Origin of the sequence: Hydrogeniiclostridium mannosilyticum, assembly GCF_003268275.1 — a bacterium.
Lineage (GTDB): Bacteria > Bacillota > Clostridia > Oscillospirales > Acutalibacteraceae > Hydrogeniiclostridium > Hydrogeniiclostridium mannosilyticum.
This window is the reverse complement of the sequence record NZ_QLYR01000005.1, coordinates 50,124-65,846: the sequence shown is the minus strand read 5'-3', so window position 1 is coordinate 65,846 and position 15,723 is coordinate 50,124. Positions and strand designations below refer to the sequence as shown.

13 protein-coding genes are annotated in these 15,723 nt (G+C 48.8%); all 13 read right to left on the bottom strand.

All coding sequences use genetic code 11. The features are described from left to right. Nucleotides 1–75: 75 nt before the first annotated feature. On the bottom strand, nt 76–2,070 hold the full coding sequence (locus tag DPQ25_RS08855; protein ID WP_112332811.1) for a bifunctional 4-hydroxy-3-methylbut-2-enyl diphosphate reductase/30S ribosomal protein S1: 1,995 nt from the start codon (nt 2,068–2,070) through the stop codon (nt 76–78). Further along, the gene (locus DPQ25_RS08850) at nt 2,067–2,681 is read right to left on the bottom strand and encodes a lysophospholipid acyltransferase family protein (protein ID WP_112332810.1); all 615 of its coding nucleotides are present in this window, start codon (nt 2,679–2,681) and stop codon (nt 2,067–2,069) included. The genes DPQ25_RS08855 and DPQ25_RS08850 overlap by 4 nt, the downstream gene beginning before the upstream one ends. Continuing rightward, nucleotides 2,678–3,301 (bottom strand): lysophospholipid acyltransferase family protein, encoded by a 624-nt coding sequence (locus DPQ25_RS08845; protein ID WP_112332809.1) that lies wholly within the window; start codon nt 3,299–3,301, stop codon nt 2,678–2,680. The genes DPQ25_RS08850 and DPQ25_RS08845 overlap by 4 nt, the downstream gene beginning before the upstream one ends. 135 nt (nt 3,302–3,436) lie before the next feature. Further along, on the bottom strand, nt 3,437–4,135 hold the full coding sequence (gene cmk / locus DPQ25_RS08840) for a (d)CMP kinase (protein ID WP_330409855.1): 699 nt from the start codon (nt 4,133–4,135) through the stop codon (nt 3,437–3,439). 91 nt (nt 4,136–4,226) lie between these two features. Further along, a complete protein-coding gene (locus DPQ25_RS08835) occupies nt 4,227–5,483 on the bottom strand; it encodes a BaiN/RdsA family NAD(P)/FAD-dependent oxidoreductase (RefSeq protein WP_112332807.1) in 1,257 nt (418 codons plus the stop codon). Continuing rightward, a complete protein-coding gene (locus DPQ25_RS08830) occupies nt 5,476–6,357 on the bottom strand; it encodes a MurR/RpiR family transcriptional regulator (RefSeq protein ID WP_112332925.1) in 882 nt (293 codons plus the stop codon). The genes DPQ25_RS08835 and DPQ25_RS08830 overlap by 8 nt, the downstream gene beginning before the upstream one ends. 229 nt (nt 6,358–6,586) lie before the next feature. Further along, on the bottom strand, nt 6,587–7,141 hold the full coding sequence (locus DPQ25_RS08825; RefSeq protein ID WP_112332806.1) for an HdeD family acid-resistance protein: 555 nt from the start codon (nt 7,139–7,141) through the stop codon (nt 6,587–6,589). Nucleotides 7,142–7,192: 51 nt separating this feature from the next. Continuing rightward, nucleotides 7,193–8,032, bottom strand: coding sequence for an Mrp/NBP35 family ATP-binding protein (locus DPQ25_RS08820; protein WP_112332805.1), 840 nt, complete (start codon nt 8,030–8,032; stop codon nt 7,193–7,195). A gap of 168 nt (nt 8,033–8,200) precedes the next feature. After that, nucleotides 8,201–10,267: a hypothetical protein gene (locus DPQ25_RS08815; RefSeq protein WP_112332804.1), complete on the bottom strand. Its 2,067-nt coding sequence runs from the start codon at nt 10,265–10,267 to the stop codon at nt 8,201–8,203. A gap of 144 nt (nt 10,268–10,411) precedes the next feature. After that, complete coding sequence (locus DPQ25_RS08810; protein ID WP_112332803.1) at nt 10,412–11,362, bottom strand: NAD(P)H-dependent glycerol-3-phosphate dehydrogenase; 951 nt, start codon at nt 11,360–11,362, stop codon at nt 10,412–10,414. An 18-nt stretch (nt 11,363–11,380) separates the two neighbouring features. Further along, a complete protein-coding gene (locus DPQ25_RS08805) occupies nt 11,381–12,874 on the bottom strand; it encodes a sensor histidine kinase (RefSeq protein ID WP_242978270.1) in 1,494 nt (497 codons plus the stop codon). After that, the gene (locus tag DPQ25_RS08800; protein ID WP_112332802.1) at nt 12,864–13,544 is read right to left on the bottom strand and encodes a response regulator transcription factor; all 681 of its coding nucleotides are present in this window, start codon (nt 13,542–13,544) and stop codon (nt 12,864–12,866) included. The genes DPQ25_RS08805 and DPQ25_RS08800 overlap by 11 nt, the downstream gene beginning before the upstream one ends. A gap of 145 nt (nt 13,545–13,689) precedes the next feature. Further along, nucleotides 13,690–15,579, bottom strand: a complete 1,890-nt coding sequence (gene htpG / locus DPQ25_RS08795) for a molecular chaperone HtpG (protein WP_112332801.1) — start codon at nt 15,577–15,579, stop codon at nt 13,690–13,692. Nucleotides 15,580–15,723: the final 144 nt, after the last annotated feature.

The window sequence follows — 15,723 nt, the reverse complement described above, 5'->3', positions numbered from 1 at the left end:
TGGTGAATCATCCAGATAAAAAAAGAGTACAAAGAGAAATCAAAGCCTCTCTTTGTACTCGGATTAAAGATAGTTTTATTCTTCGGACGCGTCCTCTTGAGCCTCCGACGAAGTATCTTCAGAAGCTTCATCGTTCAGCAAAGCGCGGATGGAAAGGCTTACACGCTTCTTATCAAAATCGATCTCGGTAATCTTTGCTTTCACAACATCACCGATTGCAAGAACGTCCTGCGGCTTCTCAATTCTATGGTCGGCAATTTGAGAAATATGAATCAAGCCGTCAATTCCGGGAATAATTCTTGCAAAAGCGCCAAAAGTGGTCATGCCGACAACCGTTGCATCTACAACCGTACCCACCGGGTAGTCACGGCGGAGAACCTCCCACGGGTTGTCCTCTGCACGCTTATAACCCAGAGAGATTTTTCCCTTCTCTTGGTCGAGCGCTTTAATGTACACCTTGACCGTATCGCCTACATTGACAACCTCGCTCGGGTGCTTAATGCGTCCCCAAGAGAGCTCGGAAATATGAATCATACCGTCGATACCGCCCAAATCAACAAAAGCCCCGTAAGAGGTCAGGCTCTTTACCACACCGGTGTATTCCTTGCCAACCTCGGCGGTTTCCCAGAACTTATCAGCCAGTGCTTTGCGCTCATCCTTCAGAACCGAACGGATGGAACCAACCGCACGGCGGCGGCCGCGGTTGACCTCAATGATGCGGAAGCGGACTTCCTTCTTAAGCAGATCATCCAGCGGGTCTGAACGGGAGGCGGTGGCCTGAGAAGCGGGGATAAAGACCTTAACGCCATTTGTAACTGCAATAACGCCGCCCTTGATGATTTCGGTTACAACGCCGGTCAGAATTGTCTCGCCATCCTCCGCAGCGGCGGCAACCTCTTCCCAACCCTTTGCCGCATCTAAGCGTTTTTTGGAGAGCATAATGGTACCCTCCTGGTCGTTGGTGCGCATAATCAGCAGGTCAAGCTCATCGCCAACCTTGACAATGTCCTCCGGCTTTGCGTTGGGGTCAGATGAAAGCTCGGAAAGCGGAACAAAACCGGCCTGCTTTCTGCCCACATCCACATAAATCTCATTGGGGGCTATACCGACAACAACACCACGAACCTTTTCATCTGTATTTAAACTCTTGAGTGACTCCTCAAGCATCTCAGCAAAGCTGGAATCGGCATTATCCTCCATTACAACTGGATCTGTGTTTTCCTTGATTTCTGACATGGTAGCAAGTACCTCCTTAATAATGCTTGCCGGTGTGGAAGCCCCGGCAGTAATGCCAACGTTTTTCGCCTCTCTGAGCCTTTCCAGCGGCAGCTCCCCGGCTGTTTCCACCAAGTAAGCCTCGCAATTTTCACGACAAACATTCAAAAGCTTGGCCGTATTAGAGCTCTGTCGCCCCCCGATAACAATCACGATGTCATTTTTATGGGAAAGCTCCACCGCTTCAGATTGACGATTCGCAGTAGCATTACATATTGTATCAAAAATTGCCGCATTTGTATATACCTTTTTTAGGATTTCGAGGCAAATTTTCCATTCTGTAACAGAAAAAGTTGTCTGAGAGACGATACAAACCGGCATATTTTTCTCATAAAGAATATTATTTAATAAATCATGTAATTCCTGATGATTTTTAAAAACATGATATTGGCCTTTGCAGTGGCCGATGATTCCCTGTATTTCCGGGTGGCCTGGATCTCCGGCAATGAAAACAATTTCCCCTTTTTCACCTGCCTGGGCCACAATGCGATGAATTTTGGCAACAAACGGGCAGGTTGCATCCACATATTGCACCGCCCGCGATTCCATCTCGTCAAATACCGCCTGAGCGACGCCGTGCGAGCGAATCACCAACATCTCCCCTGCTGAAACCTCTTGTGGCGTCTCTACTACGCGAACGCCGCGCTGAGCCAGCCGCGACAAGGTTTGAGGATTATGAATAATCGGTCCCAGTGTACAAACTCTTTGTTGCCGGTCCAACAGCCCGTCCACAATTTGTACGGCCCGGTCCACGCCAAAACAAAAGCCGGCGGTTTTCGCCACAGTGATATTCAATGTTTTTCCTCCAGCTGAGAATTGATTCTTTTTGCCAATAATAACGCGGCCTGCTTGAGACACTCACGATTGTTCTCCGCCAGCCCCAGTTCATCCCAGGCAATCAGTTTTCCTACTCTTATTGTAACCTTTTTTCTGAAGCGAGTCAACTTTCCATCACAGTAAATACTGACTGGAAGCACAGAGGCTTTTGTACGCGCCGCAATTAGGGCAAAGCCTGCCTTAGGCCGAAAGGGAGCATTGTCAAAAACCACCCGTCCCTGCGGAAAAATTCCCAGCACGCCGCCTTTGCTGAGGATACCGGCAGCCATCTTAACCGCCTCCATATCTCCTTTTTCACGCTGTACCGGAAAAGCGCCTGCCATCTCCAAAAAAGAACGGGCCAGGCGCCCATGGTCTTCAAACAGCTCGGACTTTGCCATAAACCGGACCTGGCGGCCAGCTCTTTTGAAAACCGTTGCGACAAAGAACGGATCTATGACGGAACGGTGATTGCAGCAAACAATGACCGGCCCCTGAGAGGGCACATTTTCAAGCCCGCTGTAAGACAGATGAAACGCAAGCTTGGAAAACGGCTGCAGAAGGTGCAGCAGAAAAAAATATGCCTTCATTTCGTACGCTCCAAATCCCGGTTTCGCAGGGCTTCTATACGCTCCATCAAGGCCCTGCTGGCAGCACGGAACTCCTGGCCGGAACCCTTCTCAATTCCCAGCTCGGCAGGGTTAACCAGTTCGCCGTAGGAAATAATGACCCGGTGAAAAAGACGCGGAAGAGGGCTGCCGACCGGGGTAATGCAGACCGGCAATATCGGCACTTCGTACTTATGGGCCAGCATGACCGCGCCTGACTTCGGCTGGCCTAAGCTGCCATCCTTTGAGCGGGTCCCCTCCAAAAATATTCCCATGGCGCCGCCGTTTTTCAGAAGGTTTCCGGCGTGGTCAATGGCGCCGACATCCCCCTTGCCTCTTTGAATCGGGAAAGCCCCCAGCTTTTTCAGCAAGAAGCCCAGAAACTTATTTTGGAACAGCTCTGATTTTGCCATAAAATAAATCTGCCTTTTCTCCACACAGGCCAAGCGCGGCGCATCCGACATACTCACGTGGTTCGCGCATATAATGAGCCCTCCTTTGTCAGGACAGCGCTCCCTGTTTTTAACCTTATAGGGGATAAATGGGAACACAAGCGGCCTGGCGACAAGCCTGGCAAAACGATATAAAGGCATCATCTTCATTCTAACCACCTATTCAAAACAAAATATGGGCCGCTATTCCCGCAGATTTCGGGAATAGCTACTCACCCTGTAGAGGGCTGTCTTAACAGCCGGACCCTCATAAGCCGTATATTAAACAAAAAGATATTGGACAGATTACACGTCCTTAGCGCGTACAAGCGCAAGAATCTTCTCAACGGATTGTTCCAGCGTATAGCCGGTATTATCAAAATGCACGGCATCGGCAGCAGGAAGCAGCGGGGAAACCGCTCGATGGGAATCGTTATAATCCCGCTCCTTTACATCCTTGAGCACCTCTTCATAGGAAATTGCTTTACCCGCCTCTTCTAAATCCTTAAAGCGGCGCCTGGCACGCTCCTCCGGGGACGCCGTTAGAAAAATTTTGACTTGTGCCTTCGGCAGCACGACCGTACCGATATCCCGTCCATCCATCACTACATTGTTATGGGCCGCCAGCTCCTGCTGCAAATCAAACAAAAACTCCCGAACACTTGGCAGGGCTGAAAAGGTCGAGGCCGCCATTGAAACCTCCGGCGTACGGATCAAGCCAGATACATCCTCCTCATTCAATAAAACCAACTGGTTTCCATCCTGAAAATGAATGGTTACATCTATATTTTTCAGTTCAGCTTCTACGCGCTCAGGTTCAGCTGCCGTGATACCGCGCCGCAGCATATGAAGGCCAACGGCGCGGTATAGGGCGCCTGTGTCAACGTAGATATACCCCAGCCGCTTGGAAACATCCTTGGCAATTGTACTTTTCCCCGCTCCTGCGGGCCCGTCTATTGCAATGGCAAACATCTTAATATCCTCCGTGTAAATTAATTTATTCAATCCCGGCCAACCCGTGGGCTTTTTTAATATTATTATAGAACAAAATCTACCCGTGTACAATTCTTTCACGGCAAAAGTCCAAAATAAATGGTCAACGCAGGTTGTGATGCCTGCATTGCGCTGCAATCGTCTGTGCAGCCAAGCGGCCGGTCGAGAACGCTATCTGTAAATTATAGCCGCCGGTATAAGCATCCACATCCAATATTTCCCCAGCAAAAAAAAGGCCCCGAACCAGCTTTGATTCCATTGTTTTAGGATCTACCTGGCGGACCTGAACCCCGCCGGAAGTGACGATTGCCTCGTCCAGCGAACGAAATCCCTGGACTTCAAACGGTATGCATTTAATAAAACCACAGAATGCCCGCCGTTGCTCCCTTGTAACCGAATTACATTTTAAATGGGCTGGAATATCTGTGCGAGAAACCGCAAAGGGAATCATTTTTTTCGGCAGCAAAGAAGAAAGCGTGTTGATAAAATCACGATTGCTATTGCTCTGAAAATCCCGCAGCAGCCGCGTCTCCAGCTGATCCAGGCTCAGCGCAGGCTTCATATCAATTTCCAGGCGGTAACGTCGCGGCTCCATTTGCCGCATACGGCTGCTTGCACTTAAAATCAGCGGGCCTGAAACACCAAAATGCGTAAAAAGCATCTCGCCCTGTTCCTGAAAAACCAGCTTATCTTTTTTTTGGTCCCATACCCGCAGCCGTACATTTTTAAGGGAAAGCCCCATCATGTCCCGACAGCCCGAATCGTGCACCACCAGCGGAACGAGCGACGGCTTGAGCGGAACAATCTGGTGCCCGACTGCTTCCGCCATACGGTAGCCGGAACCATCCGACCCTGTAGCGGGGTACGAAGCGCCGCCGCAGGCCATAACCACCCGCTCGGCCCTTATCAGGCGGCCGTCTTCCAGCTTTACGCCGGAAATGCCTCCCTCCTCCAGTATCAGAGAAACAGCCTCTCCTTCCACCTGAGTGCAGGAGAACCGACGGATATAGGCGGACAGTGCATCCACAATATCCACGGCCTTATCGGAAACCGGAAATACCCGCCGGCCTCGTTCTACTTTGAGCGGGACGCCAAGCCGCTCAAAAAAAGCCATTAATTCCTGCGGCGGAAAAGCTGTCAACGCACTGTACAAAAAACGCCCGTTGGTTGGAACGGACGCTATAAAAGCCTGTAAATCACAGTCATTGGTTAGATTACACCGGCCTTTTCCGGTAATCATCAGCTTTCTTCCCGGGCGGCTGTTTTTTTCAATTAAGCAAACCCGTAGGCCGGATTGTGCCATATATCCGGCTGCCATCAAGCCTGCCGCACCGGATCCTATTACAGCTGCATCATACATTTTTTCTATCTCCGTCTACTTTTTCATAGACCCCATATTCATCCCAAATGGTTTCCAAATGGTCAAACACCTGTGCGACCTCTTCCTTTTTCTTCATAGCAATGGTGACGATCAATGCGTTAATCAAGCTCAGCGGCGCACAGAGCGAATCTACAATTGACGCGATGTCACTGCGTGCCAGCAGCAAATAATCCGCCGGCTGAGCCAACGGCGAAACCGTACTGTCTGTAATGGCAACTACCTTTGCACCCATTTTGTGGGCATAATCCATAGCCTTTACCGCTTTACGAGAATAGCGGGGAAAGCTAATTCCAATCACTACGTCGTGCTCATCCACACGGATCATTTGTTCAAAGATTTCCGCCTCGCTGGTGCACTGTACTAAAATAACGTTTTCAAACAGAAGCTTTAAATAGTAAGAGAGAAACGTCGCCAAAGGCGAGGAGCTTCTCGCCCCTAAAATAAACAATTTCCCGGCCGATGCAATGGCCTCCGCCGCCTGATAGAAATTCTCGTGAGAAGTTTCTTCCATTGTGCGCCGGATAATATCGATATCCTGGTTAAAGATGGAATCCAGAATGTCATTGCCTCCAATTCGCTGTGCAGTGACATCCATGCGCTGAACCGACGTCAGTTTATTCCGGATCATTTCCTGAACCGCCTTCTGCAGCTCCGGGTAACCGGCGTAGCCAATTTCAGTTGCAAAACGTACCACTGTGGACTCGCTGACCCCTACGGTCGCCCCCAGCTTGGAGGCCGTCATAAATGCAACTTTGTCGTAATGCTCTTCAATATATTTTGCAATCAGACGCTGCCCCTTTGAAAAATGCTCCATATGCTCCTGAATACGAACGGTAAGCAAGTTATTCATCATTTTGCTCATTCTGCCCATTTCTCCGCATATAATAAAAAGCTGCTGGGACTCATGCGGTCAGTCCTGCATGCCTCATCCAAATTTATCTTATAGCTTATCAGGCAAAAAATCAAGCCCCTTTTCTGCCAAAATGCAGGAAAGAGGCTTGCTATATTCATTTTACACGCAATGAAGGGTTAATATTACCTGACCGCTCTTTTGACCGGATAGAAACGATAGCCGTCCCCATTTAGTTTTGCTCTTCCCTCTTCAGGCGCGGAATCAACCACCAAAAAAACAACGGCGCAAGCCCTTGTACAATAAAGAGAATCCCCAGGAAGAGCCCGACCATGCTTTGCGCTGTCTCCGGGAAAAATAAAAATATAAACCCCCAAACTACACAGCCCACCGCAAGCAGTGTCAGCCACCACCAGCTTTTTGCGCCGGTTCGAAACAGATCGAGAGAGCTGAGAAACCGCAGGACTCCGGAAAATATAATCCACATTCCGAACACCGCAACCATAACAAGAGAAATCTCCGTCTGGTTACAAAGCACATAGATTGCCAAAATTACTGTCAGAATGCCGTCGGCCAACAGCCAGCTGCCTCCCAGGCCCTGTTCCCGCGTCATCAAAAAAATCGCCACATCAAACAGGCCTGCAATCAGCATAATCAGTCCAAACACCAGCATTAAAACCGGTAGCAGCGCCGCAGGCGATACGATGGAAAGGAACCCAGCAAACACCAGTAAAACCGAGGAAATTAACCAAAGCCCTTTAGAAACAGAGAGCGGCCTGATCTTCATATTCTTTTCTTCCCTTCAATTTAACATTCCCTAAATACAGCCTGCCGGGTTTTATTTTTTACCGGCCTGCTCCACCACATTGACGGCAGCTTCCAGCTCATTTGTTTCTGCCAGCTCGATCAGGCCTGCATCGCAATTTTTCGCCAGTGCCGGGTCCATTGGCAGACGGCCCAAAAGCGGCAGGCCAAAGCGTGCGCAAACCTCTTCCACATGGCTTTCGCCAAAGACGGGTATTTTCTTACCGCAGTCTGGACATTTTACATAACTCATGTTCTCTACAATGCCCAAAATCGGCACATCCATCATCTGTGCCATTGAAACAGCTTTCGCGACAATCATGGAAACCAGCTCCTGCGGAGAGGTTACCACGACAATACCGTCGAGCGGAATGCTTTGAAATACGGTCAGCGGGACATCCCCCGTTCCCGGCGGCATATCGACAAACATATAGTCCACATCTTTCCAAATGACGTCCGACCAAAACTGCTTGACCGTGTTTGCAATGATCGGTCCCCGCCAGACAACGGGCGAGCATTCGTCATCCAACAGAAGGTTCACCGACATGATGTCAATTCCCGTTTTTGTGCGAATCGGCAGCAGTCCCTGTTCAGAGGCAACAGCGTGTTCGTGTATGCCAAAGGCCTTGGGAATGGACGGACCTGTTATATCTGCATCCAGAATGGCCGCATGCTTACCCAGGCGGCTCATTGCCACAGCAAGCAAGGAGGTGACCATACTCTTGCCAACGCCGCCCTTTCCGCTTACAACCCCGATTACCTTTCCGATATTGCTCAGCTCATGCGGGGCTACCAAAAAATCTGCCGGATTTGCCTTGCGGGAAGCGCAATTTTCGGAACAGCTTCCACAATCGTTGTTACAACCTTCGCTCATTCGTTTAACACCTTCCAAATTATATTTCTGCATCTTCCAGTTAAAGATGCATGTAAGCTTATTCTTCACCCGGAAATAGAGAACTATCAATTACGGGCGTTATTCTATTTATTTTACACCAAAACAGCTAAAATGACAAATCCTGTGGAAACCATCCCTTTGCGCGCATTACATCACATAATTAAAACGCCCAAACGGCGCACAGTCGCCATCGCGGTAAAAGGCCATGATGTCCTTGGTTTCAATGTTGTCAATCCACTTAAATTCAAAGCAAGGCTTTTGGCTGCCCTCAAAGCCGAGGAATTTACGCGGGATTGCTACCGCCATCCGGTTTTCTTCTATATTCGTGCAAACCTCACCTACACGTACACTGCTGCCGTCCTTCATGCAGAAACAAACGCCCTCGGTAATTTTATAGTCATAGCCCTCCCAGCCAGTCGCCTTATTGCGGTCCGTATCCAAAAGCAGGGTCATAGCATTCTGATGGCCTAGGACAATCCGGTCTGCACATTCCACATAGAAATAAATATACGCATCGTCATAGGCGTACTTCGCCTTGATAAAGTCATTCTTACCGCTCTTGTTGAGATAATGGATTTCTCCACCCAAAGCCACATAGTCGCGATTGGCTGCCGAGCCCTTATGGGCATAGTAGGTAGGCTCCACACCTTCCCAACAGCTGAAGTCCTCCATAGCAATGGTGCGGGGTTCCGTCTTGCGCTCCACATGTGCCAGGCCCTTATATCGGCGGATATTCGCGACCATCTGCAGATAGTACAAATCCTGGTAACCGTCGCTGTCAGGCTCAATATCCCGGCTGTGCTCATAATCATATTGGTCTACAAAGGCGATTTGAGTACTGTTCTGATCCCAAACCCAGGGGTCGCCCGGAAATTTACCCATGATCCATTCATTCCAGCCTGTGATAAACACCAGGTCTGGATCCAGGGCAATGGCATTGTCCCATTGCTCCTGAACATTATAGCCGTATTTATAGGAATCCGGCCCCAGTTTACCGTGCTTATCTTTCGCTGTATAACTCCTGCCATAGGTGCCCTTATCATTAAAGTGCGTACAAATACGCCCGTCGCGCGCGTTTTGAGCCACGCCGACTGTACACATTTCATAACGGCCGTCCGGCTTTTTTACGTAGCCGTTCTGCGGGGCAATCTCCAGCCAGCCCCAGTTGTCCTCACGGGTCGCGCCGCCAGCATACATGGGCTGCGGCGGTCTGAAGGTAAAGAAGCTGCGAATTTCGCGGAACATGTTGGTCTCAAATTCAGAACGCCCTTGCTCCGGCAAAGACTCCGGGTAGGCGAGCACCAGCGGCTTCCCGTCCCACATAAACCACAGATCCCTGTAAAGTCCGGGCCGGTATAGATCCTGATAGATAGAACGCAGCATTTCACGGGTGTTTTCCGTCGCTTGAAAATTCATAATAAAGGCAACCTGCGGCGTTTTGATTCCATCGATGCGCGCCTTTCTAAACTCTTCCAGAAGCGCCATGTATGAGTCCTTCCAAACAGAGGTCCCATTTGTGGTATCAAAAAAGATCGCGTCCACTCCCGCGTCGGCAAAATACTGGGCATGCTTTCTCAGAACATAAGGGTCGTCATTGCGGTAGAAGCCGTAAAGCGGCTCATTCCAGTGTACAATATCATGGTCCGTCCATACCGGGTGATTCATATCATATTCCGCTTCCGGATATTTTCGCAGCACCTCGGCCAGATTGATGGGCCTTCTGTCAACATGGCCGTTTCTCCAGGTCCAATAGAACAGACCGACAAAACGTTTTTTGGGAGCACCGGCCTCTTGGGCATCCGGCAGCTTCCTGCCTAATGAATCCGTTGCCGCGATAAGGTCATTATCTGTTTCATGATATGGGTACACAGGCATCTGGTATCCGCCTGCGTTTTCCCAAAAGGTGGTCTCTGTAAAGGTAAAAGACTCAATGTAAGCCGGTTTATCCGCAACAAACGACACCTCATAGGCGCCGGGCTGAATCTCAGGAATATCGGCGTGGATAACCTCCAGCTCCCGGTAACCTGCCGTTGTTGTCAAGGATGCCGTGCTGGCCAGCCTGCCGTTCAAGTACACATCAAGCGGAAACGATCCTGAAGCCGTCCGGTATAAGATGTCCAAGCCTCTCATCGTCGTTGAAAAAGTGACATTCTCAAAGGTAATTTTCGGATTGTCCTCATTCAAAAGACAGTTGCTTTTCAATACTTTTTCCACAATATCCTCTCCTTAAAAGCCCGTTTTCCCACTATGGCGAGCCTTTCATAATAGGGAACAGCAGGGTGCCTGGCACTAAAAAACGACGCCCGGCTATTCTTTTCCTCATTGTAAAAGCAACAACATCTTTTGTCAACCAGTAAACTAAAATTCCCGCTTTAAGCTGCGCAAAAACAGGTCTGCCAGCGCCTGCTCCGGCTCCTCGCCGCGGTGCAGCACCGCATCCACCGCTGTGCAGATTGGCAGCTCTACCCCGTGCTTTTCTCCCAGGCTCAGCAATGCTGTCGTTGTAGGTACGCCCTCCGCCAGCTCGTCATAGGCCTCGCCGCGTACAAAGGCTTCTCCGTAACGCCGGTTATGGCTAAACATACTGAACACCGTCGCCTGGTAATCCCCTAAATGCGAAAGGCCATAGGCGGTGATTTCATTGCCGCCCATTACCTTGATCAAGCGGGCGATCTCTCTTGTCCCCCGCGACATCAGCGCCCCCTTCAGCGCGGTCTTGTTTTTTCCGTCCAGCATCCCGGCTGCTATGCCAATGACATTTTTCGCCGCCGCGCCAATTTCATTGCCGACCATATCGCTGCCGTAGTAAAAACGGATGAGACTGCTGCTGAACGCTGGAACCAAAAACTCCTTGGTGTCTGGGTCCGGACTGTCAATCACCATACAATTCGGAATACCCGCCACAAAATCCTGCACATGTCCCGGGCCTACCCAGACGGCAACACGGGCCCGGGGCGCGTATTCCTCAACAATGGTTGAGAGCCGTCTGCCCGTGCCGATCTCCAGCCCTTTCATACAAAGCACCACCGGTTTCCCATCCAAAGCGCCTTGGGGAACTGCGCTCATAAACGTACGCAATGACTGTGCGCTGATGGAAACAACCACACAATCCGCTTTATCCCAGCGCAGCTCATTAGTTAGCACAACCTCTTTCTGAAGCGTTACTAGGCCGTTGGTCCCCGTTTTTTGAAAAGCCGCAAAATGCGGAGAAGCTTCCCGCCCATAGAGGGAAACCCTATGCCCAATGCTGCAGAGGTACCATGCAAGGAAGGACCCCCATCTTCCACAGCCGACTACTAATATATTCACTCGTATCTTTCCATCCTTTCATTGCGAATCCTCTTCTTGCTCTGCCAATGGCAAAACATTGACAATATCCAGTTCAAACCAGAAAGTGGATCCCGCTCCTTCGGTGCTTTCAACTCCATAGGCGCCACCGTGCAGTTCCAGAATGGTTTTGACGATGGAAAGCCCCAGGCCCGTTCCCATCTGAGCACGCTTATGAGCCTTATCCACCTTGTAATAGCGCTCCCATATATCCTTCAGCTTATCCGCCGGGATGCCTTCGCCCGTATCCTTTACCAGGATTCGAACCTTGCCCTCACAGAGCTCCTGCTCAACCATAACCTTTTTGTCGGGGCCTGTATAGGTCAAGGCGTTATTGATAAGGTTATACACCACTTGAGAGATTTTAAGCTCATCCGCATTGACGATAACCTCCTCCTGCGCATGAAAGGTAATTTCATAGTCCGTCAGCTTCACATAGCGCTGCAGGATCTCCTCTATACTTTCCGTCAAGTTAAACTTTTCCGGCGCCAGGTCCAATGTGCCGGATTGCAGCTTGGAGAGATCAAGCACATCATTGACAAGCGTTGTCAGACGGGTGGCCTCGTCGATAATAATCTGTATATTTTCCGGTGTGTTCTCGCCTGGAATATCACGCATAACCTCACTGTAACCGGTAATCATTGTCAGCGGCGTCCTCAAGTCATGCGAAATATTGGCAACCAAATCCCGCTGAAGATTTTCCACCTTTGCCAGTTCATGAGCGGCATAGTTCAGCGTTTCGGCCAATTCCCGGATTTCCTGGTAGCCCTCAGCCTGAAACCTCACTTGATAATTCCCCTTGGCCAGCCCCTTAGCCGCCTCATTAATGCCGACAATGGGCTTACTGATTTTTTTTGATAAAAACAGCGCCAGGATCAGCGCCAGAATCAGCATAACAACCGTAACGCAGGTAAGCTGAATGCGCAATGTCTGAACGGTAGAATCTACCGGAGAAATCATGGAATTTAATAAAACCAGCAGCCGCTGGCCTGAGGAGAGGGTGACAATTCTCGCATAAATCATTGCCTCCGGTGAAGCCGTATTTTTAATGTAGCGCTCCCCGTTTATTTCAATATTGTAGGTGTCATCCTCAAATTGCTCAAAATAATTGCCTCCGCGCTGAACAGTCCCGGCAAAAATAACGGCTAAGTCCCAATTGCTGAGCCAATGGATTTTACACCGAGGGGTTGCATCCTCGGAATAAATCTGATTTCCAAGAGAGTCCGCCACAATGATGCAAATCTGGTTATTCTGCGCAATCCCCTCCAGGCGCGCCTTAATGTCCGGGTCCTCAATGTGCTCCGCAATGTCCTGCGCGGAGGATTGAATCTCATTTACTTTGATGGTGCGGTAAAAAAAGTCCAGCAAAAACACCTGAAAAAGCCACAGCAGCACCAAAATTACCAGCGTAAACGCAGCAAAATATGCAAAAACCTTCCATTTGACGCTCCCAGAGCGAACCCGCTGGAACAGGCTGAATTTCTTATGGTTCAAAGCGATACCCCACGCCTCTAAGCGTCACAATAAACCGGCTGTACGGCCCCAGGCTTTTCCGTAGTAATTTAATATGTGTATCCAAGGTACGATCGTCACCGTAGAAATCATATCCCCATACATTCGTTATCAATTTTTCACGCGTTAGGGCAATGTTGCGGTTGTTCACCATATAAAAGAGTAAATCGTATTCCTTCGGCGACAATTCGGCCTTTACCCCGTCTACGGTAACAATTCGCGCGGCAAAGTCTATCGTCAGCCCTTCAAAGCGAACCACTTCTTTTGCACTTTCATCCGGGGCCGGATTCGCCCGTTTAATAATGGCATGAATCCGCAGCATCAATTCCTTGGGAGAAAAGGGTTTGACAACATAATCATCCACCCCAAGCTCAAAGCCGTGGATTTTGTCGTATTCCTCGCCGCGGGCCGACAGCATCAGCACCGGCGCCTGGCAGTATTTGCGAATCTCCCGCACCGCTGAAAAGCCGTCCAGCTCCGGCATCATAACATCCATAATGATAATGTCGTAATCCGCCGGATGTTCCCTGCACATTTCAACCGCCTGCATGCCATCTTCCGCTTCAAAGACGGCATGGCCCTCAAAAACAGCGTACTTTTTAATAAGGTCCCTGATTTTTTCCTCGTCGTCCACTACCAAGATCCGATACATCTGCTCACCTCTGCTGGCTTTTTTAATACTGGTTTTATTTTACTACAGACAAGCAAAAAAAACAAACCTATATAAAAAGAGTAGGGGAAGAAATCAGCCGCCGCAGCCGTTTCTTCCCCTACTGATATAAAATTGGACGATTATATTAAAGCATTAGCTCGCAGATTTCGTTGGAAAATTCAACCGGATTTTCAATCGCAACGCCCTCGATCAACAACGCTTGTGTATAGAGCAAAGAAGTATACTGCTTTATGCGCTCCTGATTATCCTTTGCAAGCTCTTGCAGCTTCTTAAAAATAGGATGGTTTGCATTGATCTCCAAGACCCGTTCAGCCTTGACCTTTTCACTTGCCGGCATAGCGTTGAGCACTTTTTCCATCTCCATCGAAATGGCGCCCTCGGTGGACAGGCACACCGGGTGGCTTTTCAGTTTCCGTGAAAGTACAACGCCCTTCACCTTGTCGCCAAGAGCTTCCTTCATCTGGTCCAGCAGCTCTTTATTTTCCTCGGCAAGCTTTTTAGTTTCCTCTTTCTCTTCATCGCTTTCAAGACCGAGATCGTCCGCTGAAACAGACTTAAATTCTTTATCGTCGTATTTTACCATCATCCGCAGCGCAAACTCATCGACATTGTCCGTCATATACAGGATTTCAAAGCCCTTGTCCTTGAGCGCCTCGCTTTGCGGCAAGAGATCGATGCGATCAACCGTTTCTCCGCAGGCATAATAGATGTACTTCTGGCCCTCTTTCATTCTTTCGACATACTCTTTGAGGGTGACCATTTTCTTCTCGGAAGAAGAGTAGAACAACAACAGATCCTGAAGCACATCCTTGTGCATGCCATAATCAGCATAAATACCATATTTCAGCTGCAACCCGAAGTTTTTATAAAATTCCTCATATTTATCGCGCTCGCCCAGCAGCATGCTTTCCAGTTCTGACTTAATCTTTTTCTCCAGACGGCCGGCAATAATTTTAAGCTGGCGGTCATGTTGCAGCATCTCTCTGGAAATATTCAGGGAAAGATCCTGGCTGTCCACCAGCCCCTTGACAAAGCTGAAGTAATCCGGCAGCAGATCCTTGCATTTTTCCATAATCATTACGCCGTTGCTGTAAAGCTGAAGGCCCTTCTCGTACTCCTTGGTATAAAAATCATAGGGAGCCTTGGCCGGAATAAACAACAGCGCATTATAAGTCGCGGTCCCCTCTGTGCTGCTGTAAATTACCTTTAACGGGTCTTGAAAATCAAAGAACTTATCCTTATAAAACTGATTATATTCCTCATCCGTTACTTCCTTGCGGTTCTTTCGCCAGATTGGAACCATCGAATTCAGCGTTTCGGTTTCTGTATAGGTTTCATATTCCGGTTCTTTTCCATCCTCGCCGCTGCCTTCCTTCATCCGGCTTTTCTCTACATCCATCTTAATCGGATAGCGAATGTAATCGGAATACTTTTTTACAAGACGCTTAATTGTATAGGCATCCAGAAACTCATCATAGTTATTGTCATCGGCATTAGGCTTAATAAAGAGTGTAATGGTTGTTCCATGCCCTTCTTTTTCACAGCTCTCAATGGTATAGCCCTCTACGCCCTTGCTCATCCAGCGATAGGCTTCGTCACCGCCGTACGATCTGCTTTCTACAACAACCTTATCGCTCACCATAAAGGCCGAATAGAAGCCGACGCCGAATTGGCCAATAATTTCAATATCCTCTTTTTGTTCATTCTCCTGTTTGAAATTCAAAGACCCGCTTTTAGCAATGGTACCAAGGTTATTTTCCAGCTCCTCCTTCGTCATACCACAGCCATTATCGACGATGGTTAAGGTTCGAGCCTCCTTGTCCGGAATAATTTCAATTGCAAAATCATCGCGGGATAGGCCCGTATCCCCCACTGAAAGCGTTTGGTAATACAGCTTGTCAATCGCATCGCTGGCATTAGAGATTAATTCCCTTAAGAAAATCTCTCTGTGTGTATAAATTGAATTAATCATCAAATCCAAAAGACGTTTCGATTCCGCTTTAAACTGCTTCATGATTTCAACCTGCCCTTATTTCAATGTTTTAGCACTCTATTATTTCAAGTGCTAAAATTATTGTAATACAAAAACGCCGATATTTCAATGAATAAATTATGAATATTTTATTTTTAACTCTGCTTTAGCAACAAAAATCCGGTA